This is a genomic window from Azospirillum brasilense (assembly GCF_008365405.1).
Taxonomy (GTDB): domain Bacteria; phylum Pseudomonadota; class Alphaproteobacteria; order Azospirillales; family Azospirillaceae; genus Azospirillum; species Azospirillum brasilense_D.
In genome coordinates, this window is record NZ_QOKV01000026.1 from 26507 (window position 1) to 52025 (window position 25519).

General features: G+C 69.9%; 20 protein-coding genes. 5 read left to right on the forward strand and 15 right to left on the reverse strand.

The window, feature by feature from the left end; translation table 11 throughout:
- Positions 1-5 precede the first annotated feature (5 nt).
- Positions 6-665, forward strand: coding sequence for an SPOR domain-containing protein (locus DS837_RS27380; RefSeq protein WP_149167617.1), 660 nt, complete (start codon positions 6-8; stop codon positions 663-665).
- A 4-nt stretch (positions 666-669) separates the two neighbouring features.
- On the opposite strand, the gene DS837_RS27385 is transcribed toward DS837_RS27380, so the two are convergent.
- Both DS837_RS27385 and cutA read right to left on the reverse strand, forming a co-directional pair.
- Complete coding sequence (locus DS837_RS27385; RefSeq protein ID WP_149167618.1) at positions 670-1884, reverse strand: MFS transporter; 1215 nt, start codon at positions 1882-1884, stop codon at positions 670-672.
- A gap of 121 nt (positions 1885-2005) precedes the next feature.
- Entirely contained in the window at positions 2006-2320 is a 315-nt protein-coding gene (gene cutA / locus DS837_RS27390) for a divalent-cation tolerance protein CutA (RefSeq protein ID WP_149167619.1), read from the reverse strand.
- A 92-nt stretch (positions 2321-2412) separates the two neighbouring features.
- On the opposite strand from cutA, the gene DS837_RS27395 reads away from it, so the two are divergent.
- Positions 2413-2697 (forward strand): hypothetical protein, encoded by a 285-nt coding sequence (locus DS837_RS27395; protein ID WP_149167620.1) that lies wholly within the window; start codon positions 2413-2415, stop codon positions 2695-2697.
- 16 nt (positions 2698-2713) lie between these two features.
- On the opposite strand, the gene DS837_RS27400 is transcribed toward DS837_RS27395, so the two are convergent.
- Together DS837_RS27400 and DS837_RS27405 are read right to left on the reverse strand one after the other, a co-directional pair.
- Positions 2714-6064, reverse strand: a complete 3351-nt coding sequence (locus tag DS837_RS27400; protein WP_149167621.1) for a PAS domain-containing protein — start codon at positions 6062-6064, stop codon at positions 2714-2716.
- Between the two features lie 58 nt (positions 6065-6122).
- Positions 6123-6341 (reverse strand): hypothetical protein, encoded by a 219-nt coding sequence (locus DS837_RS27405; protein WP_149167622.1) that lies wholly within the window; start codon positions 6339-6341, stop codon positions 6123-6125.
- 317 nt (positions 6342-6658) lie between these two features.
- On the opposite strand from DS837_RS27405, the gene DS837_RS27410 reads away from it, so the two are divergent.
- Positions 6659-8125 (forward strand): FAD/NAD(P)-binding protein, encoded by a 1467-nt coding sequence (locus tag DS837_RS27410; protein WP_149167623.1) that lies wholly within the window; start codon positions 6659-6661, stop codon positions 8123-8125.
- 34 nt (positions 8126-8159) lie between these two features.
- Here DS837_RS27410 and DS837_RS27415 read toward each other — a convergent pair whose 3' ends face one another.
- The gene (locus DS837_RS27415) at positions 8160-8654 is read right to left on the reverse strand and encodes a cupin domain-containing protein (RefSeq protein WP_211102424.1); all 495 of its coding nucleotides are present in this window, start codon (positions 8652-8654) and stop codon (positions 8160-8162) included.
- Between the two features lie 155 nt (positions 8655-8809).
- Between DS837_RS27415 and DS837_RS27420 the strand changes: the two genes are divergently transcribed.
- Entirely contained in the window at positions 8810-9454 is a 645-nt protein-coding gene (locus DS837_RS27420) for a dienelactone hydrolase family protein (RefSeq protein WP_149167624.1), read from the forward strand.
- Between the two features lie 77 nt (positions 9455-9531).
- Positions 9532-10410, forward strand: a complete 879-nt coding sequence (locus tag DS837_RS27425) for an alpha/beta hydrolase (protein ID WP_149167625.1) — start codon at positions 9532-9534, stop codon at positions 10408-10410.
- 28 nt (positions 10411-10438) lie between these two features.
- On the opposite strand, the gene DS837_RS27430 is transcribed toward DS837_RS27425, so the two are convergent.
- From DS837_RS27430 to DS837_RS27475, 10 genes are all read right to left on the reverse strand, one after another.
- Complete coding sequence (locus DS837_RS27430; RefSeq protein ID WP_149167626.1) at positions 10439-12124, reverse strand: methyl-accepting chemotaxis protein; 1686 nt, start codon at positions 12122-12124, stop codon at positions 10439-10441.
- Positions 12125-12356: 232 nt separating this feature from the next.
- Entirely contained in the window at positions 12357-14246 is a 1890-nt protein-coding gene (locus tag DS837_RS27435; RefSeq protein ID WP_149167627.1) for a response regulator, read from the reverse strand.
- 14 nt (positions 14247-14260) lie between these two features.
- The gene (locus tag DS837_RS27440) at positions 14261-16897 is read right to left on the reverse strand and encodes a hybrid sensor histidine kinase/response regulator (RefSeq protein WP_247890162.1); all 2637 of its coding nucleotides are present in this window, start codon (positions 16895-16897) and stop codon (positions 14261-14263) included.
- A 145-nt stretch (positions 16898-17042) separates the two neighbouring features.
- Positions 17043-18995 carry a response regulator gene (locus DS837_RS27445; protein ID WP_149167628.1) on the reverse strand — a complete coding sequence of 651 codons (1953 nt, stop codon included), beginning with the start codon at positions 18993-18995 and terminating at the stop codon, positions 17043-17045.
- A gap of 13 nt (positions 18996-19008) precedes the next feature.
- Positions 19009-21084 (reverse strand): hybrid sensor histidine kinase/response regulator, encoded by a 2076-nt coding sequence (locus DS837_RS27450; RefSeq protein ID WP_149167629.1) that lies wholly within the window; start codon positions 21082-21084, stop codon positions 19009-19011.
- A 51-nt stretch (positions 21085-21135) separates the two neighbouring features.
- Complete coding sequence (locus DS837_RS27455) at positions 21136-21567, reverse strand: ArsC/Spx/MgsR family protein (protein WP_149167630.1); 432 nt, start codon at positions 21565-21567, stop codon at positions 21136-21138.
- Positions 21568-21808: 241 nt separating this feature from the next.
- The gene (locus tag DS837_RS27460; protein WP_149167631.1) at positions 21809-22828 is read right to left on the reverse strand and encodes an ABC transporter substrate-binding protein; all 1020 of its coding nucleotides are present in this window, start codon (positions 22826-22828) and stop codon (positions 21809-21811) included.
- Between the two features lie 33 nt (positions 22829-22861).
- Complete coding sequence (locus DS837_RS27465) at positions 22862-23671, reverse strand: ABC transporter permease (RefSeq protein WP_149167632.1); 810 nt, start codon at positions 23669-23671, stop codon at positions 22862-22864.
- 24 nt (positions 23672-23695) lie between these two features.
- Positions 23696-24550, reverse strand: coding sequence for an ABC transporter ATP-binding protein (locus tag DS837_RS27470; protein ID WP_149167633.1), 855 nt, complete (start codon positions 24548-24550; stop codon positions 23696-23698).
- Between the two features lie 102 nt (positions 24551-24652).
- Positions 24653-25492 carry a CE1 family esterase gene (locus DS837_RS27475; protein ID WP_170295996.1) on the reverse strand — a complete coding sequence of 280 codons (840 nt, stop codon included), beginning with the start codon at positions 25490-25492 and terminating at the stop codon, positions 24653-24655.
- Positions 25493-25519: the final 27 nt, after the last annotated feature.

Below are 25519 nucleotides of genomic sequence, written 5' to 3' on the forward strand. Positions count from 1 at the left end.
GGGGCATGAGCGGACGGCTCAGGCGGGGAGTGGCGGCGGTCGCGCTGGTGGGGCTGGGCGGCTGCGCGGGCGCGCCGGTGGCGATGACCGCCGCGTCCTTCGCCGTAGACGGGCTTCTTTACGTCGGAACCAGCAAGAGCAGCACCGACCACATGCTGTCGGCCATGCTGAAGCAGGATTGCGCGACCTTCCGCGTTCTGACCCAAGGTTATGTCTGCAAGCCGGTGATCGTGCCGGTGGTCCGCAGCGCGGAGAGCGTGCCGGTCCCCCTTCCGGAAACGGAGCCGTCGCCCGCCCCCGCCCCGCCGCCCGCACCGCTCCCTGTGACGGCGGAGGTGGAGATCGCCGCGCTGCCGCCGATGCCGCGCCCCGCCGAACGGCGCTTCCTCGTGGTGGCGGGCAGTTTTTCCAAACGTGGACAGGCGGAAGCCCAGCGCGCGCGGCTGGGCCATCCGGAAGCCGACATCATGACGGCCGACGTGCGGGGCCGGCGCATCCACCGGCTCATCCTGCCGCCGGAAGACCGTCCGACCGCCCTGCGCCGGCTGGCCGAGATCCGCGCCGCCGGGGTCGGCGATGCGTGGCTCCTGACCTGGACGGGGCGGACGGTGGTCGCCGACCTGCCCAGCGATGCGCCCTACCTCAGCCTCCCAGACAAAATGTGAATCGTCACTCCGCCGCCGCCATCGGAGCCGTAGCGGGCTTGGCCGGAACATCCCGGTCGCGCGGCAGCAGCAGGGCCGCCGCGAAGGCGACCAGCGCCAGCACCGACAGAGTGGCGTAGAGCATGACGAACTCGCCCGTCCGCTCATAGACCAGGGCGACAAGCTGCACGGCGAGCGGCCCCGCGCCGAAGGACAGGATGAACTTGGCGCCGTAGGCCAAGCCCCGGTGCCTTTCCGGCGTGTAGCGGGCGAGCAGGAGGTTTTCCGCCGGGATCTGCACCTGGGAGGCGACGACGACCAGCGCCGCCGCACCGACCAGCGGCAGGTCGGCCAGGACCGCCACCGCCGCCATCATCGGCACCTGGACCAGCAGGCACAGGGTGTAGATGCGCTTCAGCGGGTACTTGTCCGCCAGATGCCCGCCGATCAGCTGCGGCAGGGCGGCGAACAGATAGACCGCCGTCACCACGCCGCCGACTCCCAGCGTGCTGCCGCCGAGCAGGTCGCTCAGCCGCGCCTCGAACAGCTTGGGCAGCACCACCTGCATCGCGTTGAACATCAGCCCGGCGCAGACCATCGTCACCGACAGCACGACGAAGGCGCGGATCACGTCGCCGCGCGACGCCTTGGGGATCGGCTTCACGTCGCCCTGGCGATCCTCGACCTTGCCCAGCGCGATCAGCAGGGCCAGCGCCACGCCCAGCCCCAGACAGATCGCCCCCGGAATCAGGAAGGCCGAGCGCCAGCCCAGCCATTCCGTCAGGCCGCCGGCCACCACCGCCGCCGAGGCGATGCCGATGGTGCCGAAGATGCCCTGGTAGCCCAGCGCCTTGCCGCGGTTGGTGGCGTTCTTGACCATCCAGGCCATGCCCACCGGGTGGTAGATGGAGGCGCCGAGCCCGAGCACCGCCAGCGCCCACAGCAGCGCCTCCGGACCGTCGGTCAGGCCGCAGGCGATCGCCCCCGCCCCGGTCAGCAGGAAGAAGACCGCCATCATCCGGCATTCGCTCCAGCGGTCGCCCAGCCAGCCGGCCAGCGGCGCGCCGACGCCGATCATCAGCGCGCCCAGCGTCCACAGCCGGATCAGTTCGTCGTAGGGCAGCTTCCATTCCCGTTCCAGCACCAGGACGACCGTCAGGAACAGGGCCGTCACGATGTGCATCAGCGCGTGGCCGACCCAGGAAAAGCCGATCGACAGACGCGCCGATGTGTCAGTCATGGAAATTCTCCGCATCCGGATGATTTGCGCTTGAAAGCAACCTTTGCGAAACTGGCACGCGGGTCGGAGGCGGTCCAATGCGCCGCCGTCATGGCCGGCATGCGACGGCTGTCGTCGGGGCTCAGGCGGTCTCGTCGCGCAGCCAGTCCAGATAGGCCGGGTTGCCGCGCCCAACCCTCAGCTCGACCGCGCAGGGCACCTCGTAGCTGTGCAGTTCCCGCACCCGCGCGGCCAGCCGGTCGAACAGCTCCGCCCGCGTCTTGGCGATCAGCACCGTTTCCGTGGCTTCCTCGATGGCGCCCTGCCAGCGGTAGATGGAGGTCATGCCGTCCAGGATGTTGGCGCAGGCGGCCAGCCGCTCCTCGACCAGCGCGCGGCCGATGCGCCGGGCCTCGTCCCGCGACCCGGCGGTGATGTAGGCGAAGACGAATTCCATGGCCGAACCCTTTCGATGTAGAGTGCCCGAATCTTGCCACAGGCCGCCAGAGCGCAACAGCCGGGCCGCAACATCCTCCGAGGCGACGAACCATGGCCGCACCCCGACGCACCACGTCCCGACGCCGCCCCACCGAGGCGCAGGCGGCGTGGCTGCGCAACGGCCTGGACCAGCCCGGCGGCAAGCTGCCCCTGTTCGACGGCGACGGCCAGCGCGTCAAGCGCCAGACCATCGAAAGCTGCCTGAAGTCCGGCTGGGCGGAGCGCTGGTTTCACAACCCGCTGAAGCCCGACTGGCTGGTCTGCCGCCTGACCGACACGGGCCGCACCGCCCTCGCCCCCCGCCCCTCCGCGAAGGAACTCGCCCAGGCGGAGTGACGGCGGGCATCTCCCTCTACGCCGACACGGCCTTCAATTGCTGGTCCACCGCCGCCGCCAGTTCACGGGGGGTGACGGGCTTGTGGATCACCGTCAGCCCGTGGGCGGTGGCGTCCAGCAGGCAATCCGGCCCCGTCTCCCCGGTCAGGATCACCCCGGGAACCCCGGCGCCGTAGCGCTCGCGGACCCGCAGGATCACCTCGGTCCCGATCCGTCCCTCGCGCAGCCGGTAATCGGCGATCACGATGTCGGGGACGCGGGTCTGGGCCGACAGCCGCTCCATGGCCTGATCGGCGCTGCCCGCCGCCAGCACGGCGTAGCCCCATTCGGTGAGGATCAGTTGAAGGCCCATCAGCACGATGGCGTCGTCGTCCACCAGCACGGCGAGACGGCCCTGCCCCATCCCTGGCGCCGCACTCCCCGCACCCGCGGCGGCGGCCACCACCGTTTCGCCCATCGGCACCAGCACCCGGAAGGCCGAGCCCTTGCCCATCGCGGAACGCACCTCCACCGGGTGATCGAGCAGCCGCGACAGGCGCCGCACGATGGCGAGGCCGAGGCCGAGCCCCTGGTTGCGGTCCCGCTCCGGGTTGCCGACCTGATGGAACTCCTCGAAGATTCGCTCCAGATGGTCGTCGGGAATGCCCATGCCGGTGTCCTGGATGACAATCGACAGGAAGCGCCCGTCCGGCCGGCACTGCACCCGCACCAGCCCGCTGTCGGTGTAGCGGATGGCGTTCTCGACCAGATTGCGCAACAGCCGGCCCAGAAGCGTGCGGTCGCTGCGCACTCGCCCGGCGGCGACCTCCACCTGCCAGCCGATGCCCTTGCCCGCGGCGACCGGTGCGTAGGCGGCGCGGATCGGGTCCAGGACCTCCGCCACGTCGAAATCCTCGAACACCGGGGTGACCACCCCGGCGTCGAGGCGCGACACGTCGAGCAGGCTGTCGAGCAGCCCCTTCAGCGCGTCCAGCCCCTGCTCCAGGTGGGCTAGGATCTTGGCGCCCGCGGGGGACCCGACATGGGCCGACAGGGCGGCGGTGAAGAAGAACAGCGACTGGAGCGGCTGGCGCAGATCGTGGCTGGCCGCGGCCAGGAACTTCGACTTGGCGAGGTTGGCGCGCTCCGCCTCATCGCGGGCGGAACGCAGTTCGGCCTCCATCGCCTTGCGCTCGGTGATGTCCTCGGCGACGGTGATGCGGTAGGCCGGCTCCGTACCGGTGATCCGGGCGAGCGAGGAGGTCACCCGCACCCACACCGCCCCGCCGTCCTTGCGGCGGTAGCGCTTCTCCAGGGCGTAGCTGGCCAGCTCGCCGGACAGCAGCCGCTCGATCAGCCGGTCCTCCGCCGGCAGATCGGCCGGGTCGGTGATGTCGCGGTAGGTCCGTCTCAGCAACTCCTCGCGCGGGTAGCCGACGATGTCGCAGATCTTGGCGTTGACGTCGAGAATCCGGCCATCCAACCCCACCCGCTCGATTCCCACCGCGGCCAGTTCGAAGACCGACCGGAACCGTTCGTCGCTCTGGCGGCGCGCCGTCTCGGCCCGGCGCAGGTCGGTGACCTCCATCACGACGGCGCCGACCGCAACGACCTCCATCCCCTCATGCACGGGGAACAGGGCGATCAGCCAATGGCGCGTCACGCCCGGTTCCTTGGGCGTCTCGCCCATCACCTCGCGGTAGGGGATCGGCTCGCCGGTGTCGAACACCCGGTCGATCAGCGGCTCGACGCTGGCCCCGACGACGGGAAAAAGGTCCGCCAGCGTGCGGCCCATATGGGCCTCCGCCAGGATGCCGTTGGAATCGGCCAACTGCTCGTTGATGCGGATGTAGCGGCGCTCGCGGTCGAAGAAGGCGAAGCCGACCGGCGCGTTCTGCAGCAGGCCGTTCAACTGGGCGAGCAACGCGTTCTTTTCCCGGTTGGCGGAAACCAGGGCCGCCTCCCCCCATTTGCGGGCGGTGGTGTCCTGGAAGAAGACGGCCAGCCCGTCCGGCGACGGGAAGGCACGCACGGCGAACCAGGATTCGAAGGCCGTGCAATACTCCTCGAACTCGACGGGCGTCTGATCCCGCATGGCGCGGCGATAGTTATCCCCGAAGGCGCTGGCGGCGACCTCCGGAAAAACGTCCCACAAATCCAGGCCGACCAGATCGCGCCCCCCGGCGATCAGCGCGCGGGCGCGCTCGTTGATGAAGGTGATGCGCCAGTGGCGGTCCACCTCGAACACGCCGTCGGTGATGCTGCCCAGAACGGCGGCCGTCTTGTGGGCCAGCGCGTTGGCCTGCTCCCGGACCCGCTGCTGGCGGGCCAGCTCCTCGGCCATGCCGTCGAAGGCGCGGGCCAGCGTGCCGAGTTCGGACGATTGGTCGGCCACGCCGCTGCGCGCCGTCAGGTCGCCGGCCTTCCAGCGCTCCGCCGTCGCGACCAGCGCCGCCACCGGCCGCCGCAGGAACCGGCTGGCGCCCCACCAGACGGCGAGCAGCGTCAGCAGCAGCACCATTGCGATGCCCGTCATCGCCTGGACCATCGCGCCGCGGATCGGTCCCAGCGCCTCCCCCTTGTCGAGGCAGACCACGACGCCGACACCGTCCAGACTCCGCCCGGTGGGCTGGTAGGCGACGATGCGTGGCCGCCCGTCCGGTCCGGTCACCTCGGCGACGCCCGGTGCGTCACGGGACAGCAGCGCGATGACGGATGGGGACAGCGTGCCATTGGCATCCGCTTGGTTCGGCGCCGTCTGGTTCGGTAGGGGCGGCACCTGGGCGACCACCCGGTCGCGGCGATCCACCAGCGTGATCCGCGCGTTGTCGGACAGCGGCCGTTTGGACAGGAAATCGGCGATCCAGGAAACATCGGTCATCGCCGTCACCACGCCGGCGGCACGGCCCTCCGCGTCCTGGAAGGCCAGCGCGACGGGCATGGCGGAGCGCCCGTCCGTTCGGCGCAAGACATGCTCGCCCAGCGTCATGCGACCACTGTCCAGCGCATCGCGGAAATAGTCGCGGTCGGCGATGGAGATCCCCAGAGAGGCGCGGTCGGTCGAGCAACGCACCACACCGTCCAACCCGGCGATCACGATGCCGAGATGACCGGGATACGACGCGCGCAGGTCGTCCATCAGCGCCTGACAGGCCGAGGAGCCGGGTGCGCGCGCCGGGTCGGCCTTCACCAGCGTGCTCAGCACCTGCCGCATCCCGTCGATCATGCGGTGCTGCTCCGCCTCGAACAGAGCGGCGAGGTGCAGGGCGTCCCGCCCCACCTCCGCTTCCCGCGCGGCGCGCAGGGCCAACTCGTTCTTCACCTCGATGACGGCCGCCGGAATCATCGCCACGAGGACGAGCAGCAACAGGCGGTGAAGAAGGCTCATGCAGGACGGCTTTCGGAAAATGATGCCGTAAGACCGTGCGGGATACGGGATGCTCCCGTCAACGGGTGCCGGTGGGGCTGCGGTTTGCCTTCCACACGCCGGAGCGTTCGGCCCCGGCGGCAATGCGGCGGTCGGCGATCTCCGTCTCCTCCACCTCGGCGATCCCGGCGTGCTTCAGGGCGCGCAGAAGGACGCTGCGGACGGTCGTCCCCTCCTCCTCCGCGCGGCGGCGGACGGCGCGCTTGACGCTCTGCGGCACCATGGCGGCCAACTGCACGTCAGGTTCACGAGCGGCGGACGGAGTCTGTTCGGCACTGGGCGGAAAGGAATCGGGAGGAATGGCATGAGCGGGTCGGAAGGGGTGGTCGCGCATCGGTCCTGCCGTACATGGTTCGAAGGTGCGAAACACTCCCTGCTTATGGTTAATTTCTTGTTAACTATAAATCCGCCAGCGGCGCCCGGGCGAACTTGATACACCGGAATTGCGGTTGACCTGCACAATCCTGCACCGAACAGTGGCCGGCTGGGCCTTCCGGCGCCATGGCGCCGGATCACCGCCCTCCTTCTTACGGCCAGAGCAGAGGAGCGACGACGTTGTCAGCACGCCCTTCGAAACGCCGCATCGCCATCATCGGGGCCGGCTTCACCGGCAGCGTCCTCGCCGCGCACCTGATGCGCCACGCCGATGAGCCGACCAGCCTGCACTTGATCGAACGCACGCCCAGCCTCGGCGCCGGGCTCGCCTACTCCACCCCCAACGCCGCTCATCTGTTGAACGTGCGCGCCTACAACATGAGCGCCTATCCGGATGACCCGCGGCATTTCCTGCGCTGGCTGTGGGCGCAGGATGGCGGGACGCAGGATGGCGGGGCCGGGGCGGTGCCGCCCAGCGGCCACGCCTTCGTCTCGCGCGCCCGCTACGGCGCCTACATCCAGGACGTCCTGCGGGAGGCCGTGGCCGCCGCCCCGCCCCACGTCTCGCTTACCGTGTCTCAGGCGGAAGCGGTGGACATCGCGTCGGACGCTCGGGGCACCCGGCTGCGGCTGGGCAACGGCACCAGCCTGTCGGTGGACACGGCGGTTCTGTGCATCGGCAATTTCGCTCCCTCGCCGCCCCCGGTCCCGGCGCCGGAGGTCTATGCCTCCAGCCGCTACGTGGCGTCGCCCTGGGACTGGCCGGCGCTGTCCACGATCGCCTCCGACACGCCCGTGCTGATCCTGGGAACCGGGCTGACCATGGTGGACACCGTCCTGTCGCTGGAGGACAAGGGGCACCGCGGCCCGATCATCGCCCTGTCGCGCCGTGGCCTGCTGCCCCAGACGCACGAGGAGACGCGGCCCTTCAAGAGCTTCATCCATCCGCAGGTGATGCCACGCACGGTGCTGGACGTGATGATCGCCCTGAAGGCCGACGTCCGCCGCGCGCGGGAGACGGGATTCGACTGGCGGTCGGCCTTCGACGCGCTGCGGCCCTACCATCACCTGATCTGGAGCCATCTGGCGCCGGAGGAGCGGCGGCGGTTCCTGCGCCATGTCCGCCCCTACTGGGAGGTCCATCGCCACCGCATCGCGCCCGAGGTGGCGGCCCGCATCGCCGCCCTCCGCGCGAACGGGCGGTTGACCATCCGCGCCGGTCGTCTTCAGACGCTCACTCCCGTTCCGAACGGGGTGGAGGCGACCGTTCGCGCCCGCGGGGCGGAGGGAACCGTCTGGACCCGGACGGTGGGAGCCATCGTCAACGCCACCGGCACCGAGTGCGATTTCAGCCGGATCGCCCATCCGCTGGTCAAGGCGCTGCTGACGCGCGGTCTGGCGCGGCCTGACCCGCTGCGGCTGGGGCTGGACGTCACCATGGACGGCGCGCTGATCGGTGAGGACGGGCAGGTATCGGACCGGCTGTTCGCGCTCGGCCCGATCAGCCGTCCGCCCTTCTGGGAGATGACCGCGGTGCCCGAGTTGCGCAGCCAATGCGCCCAGGCCGCCCGGCACATCGCCCGGTTGCGGCGATCCGCCTACCCTCCGGCGGAGCCGTCGCCGCTTCACGCGCGGGCGATGCCCTGACGGATGGGGTCGCCGGACCGCGTCCCCGCTCCTCTCACCAGGGGGTGCCGTCGCGGTGCGTGAAGAGATCCGTCGCGCTGTCGTAGCGCAGATCCTCGTCCGGGTAATGCGCCTCGTCCCCGGCGGTGCGGTCGCCGACCTCCAGGTAGGTCGCCGGTTCGTCGGAACGGTTGACGAGTTGGTGCCCGTCCGGCTTTCCGGCCGGGAAGCCGGCGCACATGCCGGGGCGCAGGATCGTCTCGCCGGCGTCGGTGACCAGGGTCAGCTCGCCGTCCAGCACATAGACGAACTCGTCCTGGCGGGTGTGCCAATGCCGCAGGGCGGAGGCGGCGCCCGGCTCCAGCCGGGTCAGGTTGACGCCGAAGTTGGTGATCCCCAGCGGGTTGCCCAGCCGTTTGCGCAGGCGCCCGGCGACCGCCGCGCGGAACGGCTCCGGATAGCCGGTGGCGCCGAGTTTGGCCCCGACGGCGGCGGGGTCGAGCACCGGGGGCTCGGGGGGGATGGCGGGTGCGGGGGGCTTGTCTGACAAAGGTGGGTCTCCCTTCACCTGGGATCGATACCGATCTCTGGAATTGATCCGGGAACGTCACTGTAGGCCATCGGGCACGGACGGACCATCCGGCCTGTTAAGCCACCGGCCGACAACCTCATCGAGGCAAGGCCCAACGGAAGGGGGAAAGGCGCATGGAGACGACGCTGTACATTCCACCGCTCGGCCTTGCGGGGCAATTCGGAGCACCCGCCGGCTTCACGGCTGCGGTGATCTTTGCCCACGGCACCTCCAGCGGACGGACGAGCCCGCGCAACGTCCGCGTCGCCGCGCGTCTGCGGGACGCGGGATTCGCCACGCTGCTGATGGATCTGTTGACGGAGAAGGAGAAGGCCGACCCGGCCAACCAGTTCGACGTCCACCGCCAGTCCGAGCGCCTGCTGCTGGCCGTCCGCCACCTGCGCGCCACCACCGCGGTGGAGCGCAAGCCCATCGGCTTCTTCGGCGCCGGGTCCGGCGCGGCGTCGGCGCTGATCGCGGCGGGACGCGCCGCGGAGCATGACGGCATCGGCGCCGTGGTCTGCCGCGGCGGTCGTCCCGATCTGGCGGAGGAGTGGCTGAACGCGGTCGCCGCCCCCACGCTGCTGGTGGTCGGTGGCAAGGACGCGCCGGCGCTGGACCTCAACAATGACGCCCTTGCCCGGCTGCATTGCACCAAGGCGCTGGAGATCGTGCCGGGGGCCGGCCGTCTGTTCGAAGAAACCGGAAAACTGGATCAGGTGGCCGATTCCGCGCGCTCCTGGTTCACCACTCATCTGCTCAAGGCTGCCAACGGCTGAGCGCGGGTCGACAGCGGGAGCGATGCGGGCTACCTCTGGTTTCCCTGCCGCATCGCGGCACCCGGATCGGACCGCCCATGCCCCAGCTCGAAATCCTCTGCCACCGCCCCGCTGGACCGGCCAAGCCGGCGCCCCTGCTGTTCGTTCATGGCGCCTTCTGCGGCGCCTGGATCTGGGAGGAGCATTTCCTGCCCTGGTTCGCCGAGCAGGGCTGGGAGGCGCATGCCGTGTCCCTGCGCGGCCACGGCGCCAGCGAGGGGCGGGGGCGGCTGAACAGTTTCGGCATCGCCGATTACATTGAGGATGTTTTGACCGCCGCGGACGCCTGCTCGGCCCCGCCGGTGCTGATCGGCCATTCCATGGGCGGCATGGTGGTCCAGCGGACCTTGATCCGCCGTCGCTTCCCGGGAGCGGTCCTGATGGCTTCCGCGCCGCCGCACGGCTTGCTGGAATCGACGATGCGGCTGGCCTGGAGCGACCCCTACGTGTTCCAGCAGATGGGCATGCTGATGACCTTCTCCAACGGCATCGAGGCGGAGGCGGTGCGCCGCGCCATGTTCTCCGACCAAGTGCCGCTGGAGGTGGCCAAGCGCTACGAACCGCTGATGCAGGAGGAGTCGCAGCGCGTGCTTCTGGACATCGGCGGCTGGATTCCCTTCCCGCTCCTGCCGGCCCGCGGTGTCGCCGTGACGGTGCTGGGTGCGGAGAAGGACCGGCTGATTCCCAAAGATCAGGTCGCGGTCACCGCCCGCGCCTTCCGGACGGAGCCGGTCTTCTTCCCCGCGATGGGGCACAGCATGATGCTCGAACCCGGTTGGGAAGCGGTTGCCGGCCACATCGCGGACTGGGTGGAGACGACGGTGCTGAAGAGGCCGGCGCCGCAAAGGAAGGCTCTGGACACGAAGAGCTTGGACACGGGGGCTTCGGACACGGGCGTCCGCGCCGCCGCCGACTGATCGGCGCGGCGCGGCGCCGTTTCACCATTCACTGCGTGCGCAGGGTCCGCAGGAAACCGCCGAATTCGCCGTTCAGGGATTCCGACTGCTGGGCCAGTTGCCGGGACGCCTCCAGCACGGCGTAGGCCATTGTCCCGCACTGCCCGGCGGCGGCGGTCACACCGGAGATGTCGCGCGCCACCTCGCGCGTGACGTCGGCGGCCTGCTGGACGTTGCGGCTGATCGCCTGGGTGGCCGCCCCCTGCTCCTCCACCGCCGACGCGATGATCGTGGCGATGCCGTTCACCTGCTCGATCACGCGCGCCACACCGCTGATCTCCGCCACCGCCTCGCCGGTCGCGGACTGGACGCCGGCGACCTGGGCGGCAATTTCCTCGGTGGCGCGGGCGGTCTGGCTGGCGAGGCTCTTCACCTCGCCCGCGACCACCGCGAAGCCCTTGCCGGCTTCCCCCGCCCGGGCCGCCTCGATGGTGGCGTTGAGCGCCAGCAGGTTGGTCTGCGCCGCGATGTCGTTGATCAGGCTGACCACGGTGCCGATCCGCCCGACCGCCTCGGCCAGCCCGGTCACCTTTCCGGTGGCCCGCTCCGACGCTGTGGCGGCGTCGCGCGCGATCCGCGAGGCGTCGGCGACCCGGCGGCTGATCTCCCCCACCGAGCCCGACAGCTGCTCCGTCGCCACGGCGACCGTCTGCACATTGACCGAGGTCTGTTCCGTCGCCGCTGCCACGGCGCCGGCCAGCCGGTCGGTCTGTCCGGCGGCCCGGGTCATCTCCTGGGCCTCGCGCTCCATCTCCTCGGTTTCGAGCGACACCGACTTCATCACCTCGCCGACGCTCCGCTCGAACCGCTCGGCGAGGCCGGCGAGGGTGCGGCGTTTGTCCTCCTCCGAGCGGCGGAGAGCGGCGGCCTGATCGGCCTCCAGGCGCGTCTTCTCCTCGGCGTTGCTCAGGAACACGCGGGCGGCGCCGGCCATGGCGCCGATCTCGTCGCGGCGGCTCGCCTCGGGAAAGGCGACGGAGAGATCGCCGCCCGCCAGGGCGTGCATGCGGATGCTGAGGCCACGGATCGTGGCGCTGAGCCGCACCCCGACCAGCGCGATCAGGCAGACCGCCGGCACCGCCAACAAGCCGGCCACCGCCAGGACGGTCCACAGCGTGCCCAGGAAGGCGCCGCGGATGTCGTCAACGAAGACGCCCGTTCCGATGTAGATTCCCCAGGGCTGGAAGATCTTGATGTAGGACAGCTTCGCCGCCGTCTCGTCGCTGCCTGGGGCGACGTTCCAGAAATAGCCGTAGGTTCCCTCACCCGTGGCCCTGGCGATCCGCGCCATGTCCATCAGGATCGGCGCCCCCCTGGTGTCCTTCACGCCGGAAATGTCCTGCCCCATCATCTTCGGGCTGGGATGGGCGAAGCCGAAGCCGTCCAGGGTGATCGCGAACAAATATTCCTGCCCGCCGTAGCGCATGCCGAGAAGCGACCGTTTGAAGCGGGCCTGGGCCTCCTCCCGCGTGATCTGCCCGGAAGCGGCCTCCGCCTCGTAAGCGGCGGCCATGCTGTGGGCGGCCTCCACCATGAAGCGCAGGGACTGGACGCGGTCCGCGTGCATGCGCTGGTAATTCAGCCAGAGGCCGGCGCCGACGACGGCAGCCGACGCGATGCTCGCCAGAGCCACCAACCCCCAGAGCTTCGAGCGGATGGACAAATTATCGAACATGACAACCCTTCCGACAAATGCGCACCGATGACCGATTGCGCGCCGGCCGTTCGGCCATCGGAATGCTATAAGAGAAATCGTGACTCATTCATTAATAGTTTTACTTGATCGAACTCAAAGACTGAGCGTTGATCATAGACCTTTCGTTGCGGACGTTTTGTTTGTTCTGTCAGAAAATTGATGTCCCTTGCGAGGTTTGAAAGTTGTCACGCTTGGACGTGTTCTATCGCGGTCAGGCGCCGGGGGCGGATTTCTGGGTCAGGACGAGGAAGATCTTTTCCTCGAGTTGTTCCGGGGTGAAGGGCTTGGCGATGTAGGCGCTGACATTGTGGGCCAGCGCCCGTTCCACGGCCTTCAGCGTGGCGAGCGCCGTGACCATCAGGAAGGGCAGATCGCGCCGCACCTCACGCACGCGGCGCAGCACGTCCAGGCCGCTGGCCTTCGGCATCATCCAGTCGCAGACGATCAAATCGTAGCTCCCGTCCCCGGCCAGCCGGAGCAGCGCCTCCTGGCCGTCCGCCGCCGTGTCGATGTGACCGATGCCGAGGTCGCGCAGCACCGATTCCACGAAGTGCCGCGGCCCGTCCTCGTCGTCGACGACCAGAACGCGGATGGCGCCGAGGTCGATGAAGGGCACGCCGATCACCCCCAGCGCCCCGCGCATCCAGGAGGCGCGGGCCGAGCGCTCCTTGCCACCCGTGGCACCCAGCAGGAAGGAGCGCACGAAGCGCGGCCGGTGCACCTGCCGGTACAGCGCCTTGGCGACCGCCGCCCGGCTCTTGCCGCGGCAGAAGGCGCCGTCGCCGGCCATCCGCACCATCTCCAGCACCGTGTCGGGGTTCGGCTCGTCCTTGCCCTGGAGGGGGCTCAGCAGGCGCTGGGTGCGGATGAAGGCGTTCTGGATCTCGTCGATCTGCCCGGCCATATGCTCGCGGGCATCCTCGGCGAAGGCGCTGTCGAGCACGAGCTTCTGGACCTCCGCCAGCCCCTTCAGCTTCTCGGTCTTCTCCTTCCAGCAGTCGAGCAGGCGCCCGGCGAAATCCCGCCCGTCGAAGAACTGCGTCAGGTAGCCGTTCACCGCCCGCTCGGCGCTGGGCGACAGGGGCATCTTCTGGAGGACGAACAGGATGCGGAGCTTCTGCATCAGCGTCCGCCCCTTGGTGATCTCGGGCAGCGTGTCCTCGTTGACGAGCAGAGCGCTGCGCCGCTGGAGCGCCGCCTCCGTCCGGGCGCCGCCGAAATAGCCCTCGCCGGTGCGCAGCCGCTGCGACACCTGGCTCAGCGCCATGATTTCCCGCTGCACCGCCTCCACCCCGAACAGGTCGCCGGCGCTGGTGATGGTGAAGCGGTCGGGCTTCGACAATTCACGGCGCAGCGCGACGATCAGGCTGTCGCTCAGCACCGGCATGGCCGTGCGGCGCACCAGCGTCTCAAGACCCCGGAAGACCGGTGGCGCCTCGTCGGGCAACGGCTTGTCCCCGGCGATCAGCGTCACGATCATGTCCACCCGGTCCACGAAGGGCGCGTCCAGGGAACAGGAGGCGGTGCCGGTGTCGCTGCGCAGGATCTCGCCGAGCAGCCGGTCGAGCGGCGCCAGCGCGTCGGCGTCCTCCAGACCGTCCGCCAGATCCAGCAGGAGCCGCGCCTTTTCGGCGAAGCTGCGGCCCTGATACAGGTGCGTTGTCAGCGCCGCATCGACCATGAAGCGCCCGTTGAAGGCGTCGCGGGCGGTGATCAGCCGTTCCGCCGTGGCGGCGTAGCTGGCCGGCGTCAGGTCCGGCGGCTGGGCGTCCTTCAGCCGCTCGCGGGTCAGCCGGGCGACCTCGTTGACCAGGGCGGTCAGCGCGCCCTTGCGGTCCATCGCCCGTTCCGCCTGCTGCAGGATGGCGACGAAGGTCGGGATGTTGGACAGGCTCTGCTGGTGGCGGGGGGAATGCAGAAGCTCGGTCGGAGTCAGCGCGTTCTCGTCGAAATAGCGCTGGCAATGCCGGCCGATGCTGTCCCGGCCCTGCGGGGTGTAGAAGTCCTCCGGGGTCCGGCAGACGGCGGTGTCGACCCCGCCCTCCGTGTCCAGGTCCCGGCCAATGTCCCGGCCCTCCGCGATGCTCTGGTCCGATGCCATGCCCTAACCCCGTCTCATTCGGCCAGCAGCCCGCGCACCGCCTCGATCAGGCGGTCCGGGGCCACTGGCTTCATGACGATCCGGCGGCCGGGCTGTGCCGTCATGTCCGCCGCCGTTTCATGGGACGCGTAGCCGGTCAGGAAGAGGATGCGCAGGTCGGGGTTGCGCTCCGCCAGGGCGCGGCTCAGCTCCAGCCCGTTCATGCGGGGCATGGACATGTCGGACACCACCGCGTCGAACAGCCCGCCGCATTCGTCCCAGCGCTCCAGCGCGTCCAGCCCGTCCACCGCCTCGGTCACCGTGCAGCCGGCCTCCTCCAGCGCCAGCCGCACGTAGGTGCGCACGGAGTCCTCGTCGTCCACCAGCAGGATGGCGGCCCCTTCGTCCTCGCCCAGCCCCAGCCCGTCCACCAGCGAACCGGCCTTCACGGGAGCGGGAACCGCGGGCAGATGGATGGAGAAGACACTGCCGCGCCCGTCCGGCCCGGCCTCCATCTCCACGGCCCCGCCGGCCTGCTGGGCGGTGCCATAGACCATCCACAGGCCGAGGCCGGTGCCCTTGCCCGGCTCCTTGGTGGTGAAGAAGGGCTCCCAGATGCGGTCGCGCACCGCCTCCGGCACGCCGCAGCCCTCGTCGATGACCCGGATCACGGCATAGCGCCCGTGCGCCAGCGCGCCGTGCCGCCCGAAGAAGCCGGCATCCGGCAGGGTGCTGTCCAGCGCGATGGTCAGCCGCCCGCCGTCGGGCATGGCGTCGCGCGCGTTGAGGGCGAGGTTCAGAATGGCCTGGTTCAGCATCACCGGGTTGGCGACGGCGTGGGTGTCCGCGTCGCCGATGCGGATGTCCAGGTCGATGCCGGCGCTCATCAGCGGCTTCAGGAAGATCTTCAGGTCGCGCACCAGCGGCGCCAGCGCCACCACCTCCGTCTCGTCGGACGGGCGGCGGCGCGAGAAGTCGAGAAGCTGCGCGGTCAGCGCGGCCGCCCGGTCGGAGGCCTTGGCGATCTCCCGCACGCAGGTGGTGACGCGCGCCGGATCGTCCGGCGCCCGTTCGGCCAGCCGGGCGAATCCGCCGATGGCGGTCAGCATGTTGTTGAACTCATGGGCGATGCCGCCGGCCATGCGGCCCACCGCCTCCATCTTCTGCGACTTCTGAAGCTCCGCCTCGGCACGGCGGCGGTCGGTCACGTCGTTCAGCACCAGGAGAACCGCCGGCTCCCGCTGGTAGACCGCGGGAAAGGCGCCGATCTCCACGTGGCGCTGTTCGCCCGACGGGCGGGCGATCGCGCATTCCACGCGCTGGTGGTCGCCCTCCGCGCCCAGCCCCAGCCCCAGCCCCAAACGCGTCGTCACCGTCTCCGCCTCCACGATGAAGCGGTTGAGGTCCACCCCCTCCAGCCCGTCGTTGCCGCCCACCCCCAGGATGGACGCCGCCGCGGCGTTGCCGAAGCGGATGGCCCGGCGGTCCCAGATGACGATGCCGTAAGGCGCCAGCTCGACCAGCTGGCGGTAGCGCTTCTCGCTCTCGCTGAGCGCGCTGACGGTGGCCTCCAGCCGCTCCGTCTGGCCGGCCAGTTGCTCCTCGCGCCGCTTCAGCTCGGTGATGTCCATCAGGATCTTCACGATGCCGCCGGAGCCGGTGGCGTGTTCGCTGATGCGGTACCAGCGCCCGTCGGACAGCCGCCCGTCCACCGGGTCGGTGTGCAGCAGGTGGCGCTTCATCCGCTCGGCGATCCAGTTCGCCATCTCGCGGTCGTCGCCGTCATAGCCGCCGCGCTCGGCGGCGGCGCGCAGAATGTCCTTGAAGGCGGTGCCGGGCACCAGCACGTCGGCCAGATTCGGATAGGCGCTGCGGTAACGCTCGTTGCAGAAGATCAGCCGGTCGTCCGGGCTGAACAGCACGAAGCCCTCGGAAATGCTGGACAGCGCGTCGTGCACCACCGACTGCATGAAGCGCGCCTCGACCAGGGCCAGCGTCTCCGCGGTCGTCTCGATGCCGGTGCCGCGGTAGCCGGCGAACCGCCCGTCCGCGTCGGTGAAGGGCTGGGCGCTGATGCGGAAGACACGGGTGTCGCCCGCCCCGTCGCGCAGCATAATTTCCAGATCGCGGAAGGCTCGCCCGGCCTCGATGTCGGCCAGTTGGACGAGCCAGGTGTCGGTGTCCTCCACCAGCGCACCGAGGTCGAGCAGCGAATCGCCGAACACCGGCGCCGGATCGCCGCCAAGAAGCTCCGGAAGCCGTTCGGACACATAGGTGTAGCGATGGTCTGAGGCGCTTTCCCAGAACCAGTCGGACGCGGCCTCGGCGAAGTCGCGAAAGCGCTGGCGGCTGGCCGCCAATTCCTCGTTGGCGGTGCGCAGCAGGCGGGCGGAGCGGTCCAGAGCCGCCGCAGCAGCGCGGGCGCGGCGCACCGAAAGGACGGCCAGCGCCGCCATCGCCAGCGTCATCACGCCGAGCGGCAGCATCAGCCGGTCGCGCCCCTCCTCCGGCATCATCACGGCCAGCAGGCCGGCGGCGCCGAGCATGAGGAACAGCAGGTCGGTCAGCCCGCCCAGCCCGCGGCGCGCTGCCGCTGCCCCGGCCGGCCGGACGGCACGGACGTCGAGGTCGGTGTCGGTGGGGGGCAGCCCGCCCCGGCCGGAAAGATCCACGGAGCCCCGCTCCATCGTCATGGGTGTACCGCCGCGCAAGGCGCGCTGTGCATAGACCCGTAATAGGAGGGGAGCCGTTAACAGCCGGTTTCGCTGTTCGCCTTCGTACGACCGGATTCTACCGTGAGCATACGATTTCCACCGCTCAGCGCCGGTTCACCAGAACCAGGATCTTCTCTTCGAGCTGTTCGGGAGAAAAGGGCTTGGCGATGTAGGCGGTGACGTCGTGGGCCATGGCCTCCTCGACCGCGATGATGGTGGCGAGCGCGGTGACCATCAGAAAGGGCATGTCCGGTCGCACCGCGCGGACCAGCTTCAGGAACTCCAGCCCCGACAGGCGCGGCATCTTCCAGTCGCAGACGATGAGGTCGAAGGCGCCCTGCCGCTCCTCGAATCGGGTCAGCGCCTCGCGCCCGTCCTGGGCGATGGTCAGATCGGTGATGCCGAGGTCGCGCAGGATCATCTCGACGTAGCCGCGGGCGGCCGGCTCGTCGTCGGCCAGCAGGACGCGCAGCGTGTTCATGGCGCGCATCGGCAGGCCGGCGCCGGCCAGCGTCGCGAAGAAATGGGCGAAGCGCTCGGCCCGCTGCTCCGTCGCGTCCTTGCAACGGGCGAGGTAGCCGCGCAGGAAGGCGGTGGAACGGACATGGTGCCCGACCAGCTCGCGCGCCGCCGCCACGCATTTGCCCTCGGTGAAGGCGCCCTCGGCGAGCAGGCTGGCGAATTCCATGACCTCGTCGACGTGGGGCGGGCGGTCCTTGGCGATGCGGGCGAAGACCTTGTTGGTGCGCAGGAAGGTGTTCTGGATCTCGTCGAGCATGCGGACGTAGCGCTCGCGCAGGCCGTCCGGCAGAGTGGAGCGCTGCACCCGCCGTTGCAGGTCGGCCAGCGCCTTGATGCGGGCGCGCGGCGTGCGGGCCGTCTCGAACAGGCGCTGGGTGAAGTCGCGGGCCTCCAGATGGCGGCGCAGGTGGGCGACGATCATGCGCCGGCTGCGCTCCCCCGACACCGCCCCTTCGAAGGCCAGCAGGTCGACGATGCGGGCATAGTGGCTCTTGGCGTGCAGCACCGCCTCCAACCGCGCGCCGGACAGCAGCAGCGCCACCCGCCGGTCGATCAGCCGGGTCGTGCGCTCCCCGCCGATCACCCCACCCGTCACCGCCAGACGGGAGGACAGGAGGCTGATCGCCGACAGCTCGTCCAGCACCGCCGCGACGCTGTTCGGCTCCGCCTTGGTGCCGGACAGCGGTGCGTCCCCCAGCAGGGCGTGGTGAACCCCCGCCTCCAGCCCCAGCCGGGCGGCGCGCGCCTGATGGCGGGCGACGAAGGCGGACAGGCGGTGCAGAACCGCCGGGGCGTCGGGGTGCGACGGCGCCTCGCCCCGCCAGACCATCGCCATGGCGTCCAGCACGCCGCGCAGCCCGTCCGCCCAGCCGAACAGCGCCTCGACCACCAGCCCGTTGGCCAGCATTTCCCCGACGATCTGGTCGAGGATGGCGATGCCCTCGCCGGACAGCCCGTCCCCGTCGAGGGACAGGATACGCACCAGCCGAAGCTCGTGGTTGCGCCCTTCCCCCAGCCAAGCGGACAGCCAGCAATCGATGGTGTGGCGTCCGGCGAATCCCGGCGTCCGCGCCATGGTCTGGGCGACCGTGGCGGCGAACTGCTTGGCGTCGATGGACAGGGCCGCACCGCTGTGGGCGCGCCGGGCGGTGACGGCCAGCACCTCCTGCTCCAGCCGCTTCAGCTCCTCCAGCCGCATGGCGGGGGAGCGGCGGCCGGGGCGGGCCTGCCGCTGGGCCACCCGCTCCAGCACCTGGGCGCGGCGCGGCCAGTCGAGGAAGGAGCGTTGCGGCTCCACCTTGTGCAGGAATTCGGTGGGAGTGATGCCGCGCGCCTCCAGGAACTCCGCCAGCTCCCCCGCGATCAGGAATCGCGCGGCGGGGGCGAAGACCTCCTCGACCCGGACGCAGACGGCGGACTCCGGCGCCTCCTCCGGCGCGTCGCCGCTCAGTTCGCCGAGAAGGGCGTCGACGTCGTAAGCGCCGATGGGAATGCCGTCGGTCGGGAGCGGGGAAGGCGGCGGAACGGCGCTCATCGATGTCCCGCCATCAGATCAGCAGCGCGTGGATCGTGTCGGCCAGCTCGTCCGGGTTGATCGGCTTGCGCAGGAAGACGATGCGGCGCCCGCCTGATTTCGGGTCGGCCAGCAGGTCGTCCAGGCTTTCCGTTTCCGGCGGGTAGCCGGACATCAGGACGGTCGGCAGATCCGGATTCTCCCGGCGCAGCGCGCGGGCCACCGACGCCCCGCCGATCTGCGGCATCACGAGGTCGGTCACCAGCAGATCGAAGGCCCCGCCATGGTCGGCGTAGGCGCGCAGGGCCTCCGCGCCGTCGGCGGCGCAGACCACCCGCATGCCCATGTCCTCCAGCGTCAGGCGGATGAAGTCGCGCACCTGCGCCTCGTCCTCCACCAGAAGCACGGTGGCGGCCATCGACAGCCCCTCCATCTCCTCATCCTCCGCGTCCAGGAAGACGGGATCGTCCAGACCGGGGGCGTCCGCGTCCGGCTGCTCCGCAGCCTCCTCCGCCGGGAAGCGGAGCGTGAAGACGGTGCCGCGCCCCAGCTCCGTGTCCACCTCCACCGCGCCGCCGGCCCGCGCGACCGTGGAATAGACCAGCGCCAGCCCCAGCCCGGTTCCGGCCCCCGGCTCCTTGGTGGTGAAGAAGGGTTCGAAGATGCGGTCCACCACCGCCGGGTCGATGCCGCAACCGGTGTCGGCGACGGTGATGGTCACGCTGACATCGTCCGTCCGCTCCACCGCGATGGTGATCGGCCCGCCCTCCGGCATGGCGTCGCGGGCGTTGAGCACGAGGTTGAGCAGCGACTGGTGCAGCAGGGCCGGGTCGATGGTCACCACCACACCGCCCCCGGCGCCCTCGGTCCGCAGCGGGTGGCGCTCGCCCAGCGTGGGTCCGAGGAAGCGGCGCAAATCGTCGATCACCGCGCCGACGCGCACCGGACGCGCCGCGTCGGTCTGGCCGGGCCGCCCGAAGCTGAGAAGCTGGGCGGTCAGGCCGGAGGCGCGGTCGGTCGCCTTGACGATCTCGGTCAGGCACTGCTCGACCCGCGGGCGGTCCTGTGGAGCGCGGCGGGCCATCTGGGCGAAGCCGCCGATGGCCGTCAGCATGTTGTTGAACTCGTGCGCGATGCCGCCGGCCAGCTGGCCGATGGCCTGCATCTTCTGCGCCTGCTGGATGGCGCGCTCCGCCTGCTTGCGCCCGGTGATGTCGGTGAGGACGAGGAACCACGCCGCCTCCCCCTCCACCGCGAAGGGGTGGATGCCGACCTCCAGTTCCCGCAGGGCGCCCTGCGCGGTGACGAAGCGGGCCTCGACCGGCGGCGGGGCTCCCAGGCCGCTGCCGGGCGGGGGCAGCCAGTCGAACAGGCGCTGCACCCCGTCGAACTCCGTCGCCTCGACGAGCGGGATGCGCAGCATGGCGTCGGGATCCCCGCTGCCCAGGATCAGCGCGGCGGAGCGGTTGGTGAAGCGCAACCGCTGCCCGTCCCAGATCAGGATGCCGTAGGGCGCCATCTCGACCAGCCGGCGGTAGCGCGCCTCGCTGTCGGCCAGCGCCTCCTCGTGGCGCTTCAGCTCGGTGATGTCGGTGAGGATCTTGACCACGCCGCCGAAGCGCGTGGCGTGCTCGCTGATGCGGTACCAGCGCCCGTCGCCGAGCTGGTGGTCGGTCGGCGGTCCGCTGCGGGTGTGGCGGTTCAGCCGCTCGGCGATCCAGTCGGACGGGTCGCCGAGATCGTCACCGGCGGCACCCCGCTCCACCGCGACCCGCAGCAGATCGGCGAAACGGACGCCGGGAACCAGATGGTCTGACAGCAACGGGTACGCCGCGCGATAGCGGTCGTTGCACAGCACCAGCCGTCCGTCGGCACCGAACAGCACGAAGCCTTCGGAGACGCAGCCGATGGCGTCGGACAGCAGCGCACGGAAATGCGCCTCGCCCTCGCCTGGGTGACCGCTCACCGGGCTCGCCACGACGGCGTCGAGCCGGTTCCGCAGCGCCCGCAACGGCTCCCGCAGATGAGCCAGCGCGTCGGGCGGCGCGGCGGACAGCCGCGCGCCCAGGGTGTCGAGGAGTTCCGCAAGCTCTTGGTCGGGCCGGTCCATAACCCGGCATTCAACCATTACGCCCCGTCACCCCGCCAGTTGATTCCGCGCTCAGGCCTGCTTCGGGAAATGGTGATGGCCGTGGTCGCAGACGCCGCGCGAATGCTTGTCGTCGCAGCTTTCGCCGGACGCGGTCAGGCCGATCCAGGCGTGCAGCGTGTTGGGGTCGAATCCGGCCTTGCGGTCCGCCCCGACCTGGAGCAGCGGGCGGCGGATCAGGTCGCGGTCGGCCAGCAGGGCGGTCAGCGCCGACTCCTCGTCCAGCTCGTCGGGCTTCACGGCGCCGGTTTTCACGGCGGCGGCGCGGCGGTTGAACCAGTCCTCCACCGGACGGTCCTCGAAGAAGGGGCGCAGGGTTTCGGCGGTGAGGGGCTCGGCGGCCAGATCGCGCTCCACCAGCGTGTGGCCGGCGGCCTGGAGCTGAAGCTTCTGCTTGGCGTTCGCCGTGCAGCCGGACAGACCGTAAAAGATCACTTCCGTCATGGGGTTGGTGCTCCGCATCGAAACAGGACGAATTAGGTCCAGTCTACCGGCGCGGGGACCGGGGGTGCCGGTGACGGAATGTCGCACCGGTCTCCCCTCTCCCGCCCCGGGAGAGGGAGGGACCCGCCGCGAAGCGGCGGGCGGGTGAGGGTACCGCCAAGGATCACCAGCTCCATCCTTGGACGACCCTCACCCGCCCGCTGTCGCGGGCACCCTCTCCCGGGACGGGAGAGGGAACAACTCACTTGATGCGCTTCAGCGAGTCCTCGACGTAGGCGTTCGTGTAGGTCTTGGACAGGTCGATGTTCGTCGCGGCCACGGCCTTGTCGAAGGCCTTCAGCACCTTGTAGGCGGCCTCCGCCCCCTCCTGGGAGAAGCGGCCGTCGGGCGAGTAGGTCGGCTTCGAATGCTCGAAGGCCTGGGCGTAGAGCGACTGGTTGCCGAGGAAGTATTCCGGCGGCAGGACCTTCAGGACGTCCTCGGTCTTGGCTTGGTCCAGCCACTTCAGCGTCCGCACGAAGACGTCGACCAGCGCCTGGGTGGTCTTCGGGTTCTCCTTGATGAAGGCCGGCGTGGTGTAGAGCACCGCCGCCGGGTACGGCCCGCCGTAGGTGTCCAGCGTGCCCTTTTCCGTCCGGGTGTCGGCGATCGGGGTCACGTCGCCGTCGGCTTCGAGCTGACTGATCACCGGGTCGAGGTTGGCGATGGCGTCGATCTCGCCGCGCTTCACCGCGGCCACCGCGCTGGGGCCGCCGCCGACGCCGATGAAGGACACGTCCTCCGGCGTCATGCCGTGCTGGGTCAGCAGATAGTTGACCATGAAGTTGGTCGAGGAGCCAGGGGCGGTCACGCCAATCTTCTTGCCCTTCAACTCCTTGATCGATTTGATCGTGCCGGCCTTGTTGACCGAGGCCAGCACGATGCCCGGATAACGGCCCAGCAGCACCACGGCGGTGATCGGCTGGTCCTTGGCCTGCATCTGCACCGTGTGGTCGAAGGCGCCCGTCACGATGTCCGCCGAACCGCCGACCAGCGCCTGGAGGCTCTTGGCGCCGCCGCCGAAGTCGTTGATCTCGACGTTCAGCCCGGCCTCCTTGAAGTAGCCGAGCCGCTCCGCCACCGTCAGCGGCAGGTAATAGAGCAGCGGCTTGCCGCCGACCGCCAGCTTCAGGTCCTTCTTCTCGACCTGCTGGGCGTTCGCCCCGCCGATCCCGAAGGCCAGGACCACCGCCGCGGCGGCGATCACGCTTTTCATACGCATGGCTTCCCTCCCAAGTTTCTTGCTATGGCGCAGTCATCCCTGCGCGTTGGTCGTCTGCGCCTCCTGCGGGCGCCAGTGCAGAAGGCGTTTTTCGATGACGGTCACCACGGCGTCGATCACCACGACGAAGATCGTCAGCACCAGCATGCCGGAGAAGACGCCGACCGTGTCGAACACCCCCTCCGCCTGATGGATGCGGTAGCCGAGGCCGGCGGCGGAGCCGAGATACTCGCCCACCACCGCGCCGACCATGGCGAAGCCGACCGCGGTGTGCAGGCTGGAGAAGACCCAGGACAGGGCGGACGGCAGATAGACGTGCCGGAACAGGTGCCGGTTGCTCGCCCCCAGCATCTTCGCGTTGGCCAGCACGACCGGGCTGACCTCCTTCACGCCCTGATAGACGTTGAAGAAGACGATGAAGAAGACCAGCGTCACCCCCAGCGCCACCTTCGACCAGATGCCGAGGCCCAGCCACAGCGCGAAGATCGGCGCCAGCACCACGCGGGGCAGCGCGTTGACCGCCTTGATGTAGGGGTCGAACACGATGGAGACCAAGGGCGCGCGGGCGAACCAGAAGCCGAAGGCGATGCCCGCGATGGTGCCGATGGCGAAGGCCAGGGCGGTCTCCAGAAGCGTGATCCCAAGATGGTACCAGATCACCCCGGACGCGAAGTCGCTCCAGGTGCGCTCCAGCACCGCCAGCGGCGTGCCGAAGAAGAAGGGGCTCAGGATCTTCGTCGCGGTCAGGACGTGCCAGATCAGGAAGAAACCGATCAGCACGGCGACCTGCAGCAGCAGGATCACCGAACGGCTCGGCAGGCGTTTCACACGGGCCACGGCCATGGGGTCCTCGCGTCAACTTGGACGTTATTTCAGTTTGGTTTGGGCATAGCCCTTCAGAACTTCCTCGCGGAGCTGCCCCCAGATTTCCCGGTGCAGGTCGAGGAAGCGCGGCGTCATGCGGATCTCCGCCACGTCGCGCGGGCGCTCCAGATCCACCCGGTACTCACCGATCAGCCGGGCGCCGGGGCCGGCGGACAGCACCAGCACCCGGTCGGACATGGAGATGGCCTCCTCCAGGTCGTGGGTGATGAAGACCACCGACTTGCGGTCCGCCGACCACAGCTCCAGCAACTCGTTCTCCATCAACTGCCGCGTCTGGATGTCGAGCGCCGAGAAGGGTTCGTCCATCAGCACGATCTTCGGATCGACGATCAGCGTCTGGGCCAACGCGACCCGCTTGCGCATGCCGCCTGACAGCTGGTGAGGGTAACGGTCGCCGAAGCGGTCCAGCCCGACGCGGGCCAGCCAGGGAAGCGCCCGCTCCTCCGCCTCGCGTCGCGGCACGCCGCGGAACTCCAGCCCGGCGGCCACATTCTCCAGCGCCGACTTCCAGGGCATCAGCGCGTCCGCCTGGAACATGTAGCCGGCGTGCGGATTGATGCCGTCGACCGGCTCCCCGAAGGTCAGGGCGCGCCCCGCGCTGGGGGCGAGAAGCCCCGCCGCGACGTTCAGGATCGTGGATTTGCCGCTGCCGGTCGGCCCGACGATGGACACGAACTCCCCCGCGGCGACCGACAGGGTCACACCCTGGACCGCCGTGTAGGTCTGCCCGCGTCCGTCGGGCGATGGAAAGGTGCAGGTCACGCCGTCCAGGCGGAGCGCGGCCTTGTCCGCCCCCTCCGTCCGCAGGGCGGCCGCCACGGCGGCGCTGTCTGACATCAATGCGTTCCGTCCCTGATGGTCGTTTTCACGGCATCTTGGCGGAATGAGGCGGCCTCGGCAATGGGCACAGCCAACAATTGTTGCCGCGGACGGAGAGACTCAGTCCAGCCGAGCGAAGAAGGCCATGATCGCCGCCCCCACCCCTTGCGGCCATTGATGCGGGTAGAAGCGTCCGTTGCGCGTGCGGTCGTCGGCCAGCGGACACCACAGAACCGGGTTCTCCTCGCCTTCGGCGCCATAACGCCGGCAATTGAAGCGGTGCGGTTCGTCCGGCTCGCTTCCCGTCGGCAGTCCATCCTGGGCCAGCAGCGCACGGCGCAGGCGCAGGGCTTCGGACAGCGGCACCTGCTCGTCGCGCGGGTTGTGCAGCACCATGGCGGCGACCGGCCCGCCGCAGTCCTTGGGCCGGGCGGACCCGCCGCCGAGGCTGGCCAGACCGCGGATCTCCCCGCCCCGCGCGCAGGCGAGGCTGTTGGCGAAGGAGCCGCCCAGCGAATGGCCGACGACGAACACCCGGCCCATGTCCAGACAGTAGGTCGCGGCCATGCTCTCGAGGACGGCGTCGAACAGCCGGAAATCGCGCAGCCGGTGCGGCGGGTCGCCGGGATCGGCCCACACGTTCAAGCCGCGGGCGTCCTTCAGGCTGGCGGGATAGACGACGATCGCCGGCTCCCCCGCCTGCCCCTCCAGGGCAAAGTAGCGCCGCACCTCGGCGTTGCTGTTGGTCCGCCCATGGAAGGCGACGACGAGACTGTGCGGAAGGTCGGGGCGGTAGCCCTCCGGCACGGCCACGATCATGCCACGCGCCGCCCCGTCCAGCGTCACATGGTCGGCCACCGGTGCCGGGGCCGGCGCTCCGCAGCCGCGCGATAATTGCTGCGGCGCCACATTATTAACCAATTCCGCCGATAAGCCGTGGAAGGACCACAGAATCAGCATGGCCGCGGCGCAGAATGCGCAAAATTG

Coding starts and splice junctions, on each gene's coding strand:
- DS837_RS27380 (WP_149167617.1), top strand. CDS start 6: ATGAGCGGACGGCTCAGGCGGGGAGTGGCGGCGGTCGCGCTGGTGGGG.
- DS837_RS27385 (WP_149167618.1), bottom strand. CDS start 1,884: ATGACTGACACATCGGCGCGTCTGTCGATCGGCTTTTCCTGGGTCGGC.
- cutA (WP_149167619.1), bottom strand. CDS start 2,320: ATGGAATTCGTCTTCGCCTACATCACCGCCGGGTCGCGGGACGAGGCC.
- DS837_RS27395 (WP_149167620.1), top strand. CDS start 2,413: ATGGCCGCACCCCGACGCACCACGTCCCGACGCCGCCCCACCGAGGCG.
- DS837_RS27400 (WP_149167621.1), bottom strand. CDS start 6,064: ATGAGCCTTCTTCACCGCCTGTTGCTGCTCGTCCTCGTGGCGATGATT.
- DS837_RS27420 (WP_149167624.1), top strand. CDS start 8,810: ATGGAGACGACGCTGTACATTCCACCGCTCGGCCTTGCGGGGCAATTC.
- DS837_RS27425 (WP_149167625.1), top strand. CDS start 9,532: ATGCCCCAGCTCGAAATCCTCTGCCACCGCCCCGCTGGACCGGCCAAG.
- DS837_RS27430 (WP_149167626.1), bottom strand. CDS start 12,124: ATGTTCGATAATTTGTCCATCCGCTCGAAGCTCTGGGGGTTGGTGGCT.
- DS837_RS27435 (WP_149167627.1), bottom strand. CDS start 14,246: ATGGCATCGGACCAGAGCATCGCGGAGGGCCGGGACATTGGCCGGGAC.
- DS837_RS27445 (WP_149167628.1), bottom strand. CDS start 18,995: ATGAGCGCCGTTCCGCCGCCTTCCCCGCTCCCGACCGACGGCATTCCC.
- DS837_RS27450 (WP_149167629.1), bottom strand. CDS start 21,084: ATGGACCGGCCCGACCAAGAGCTTGCGGAACTCCTCGACACCCTGGGC.
- DS837_RS27455 (WP_149167630.1), bottom strand. CDS start 21,567: ATGACGGAAGTGATCTTTTACGGTCTGTCCGGCTGCACGGCGAACGCC.
- DS837_RS27460 (WP_149167631.1), bottom strand. CDS start 22,828: ATGCGTATGAAAAGCGTGATCGCCGCCGCGGCGGTGGTCCTGGCCTTC.
- DS837_RS27465 (WP_149167632.1), bottom strand. CDS start 23,671: ATGGCCGTGGCCCGTGTGAAACGCCTGCCGAGCCGTTCGGTGATCCTG.
- DS837_RS27470 (WP_149167633.1), bottom strand. CDS start 24,550: ATGTCAGACAGCGCCGCCGTGGCGGCCGCCCTGCGGACGGAGGGGGCG.
- DS837_RS27475 (WP_170295996.1), bottom strand. CDS start 25,492: ATGCTGATTCTGTGGTCCTTCCACGGCTTATCGGCGGAATTGGTTAAT.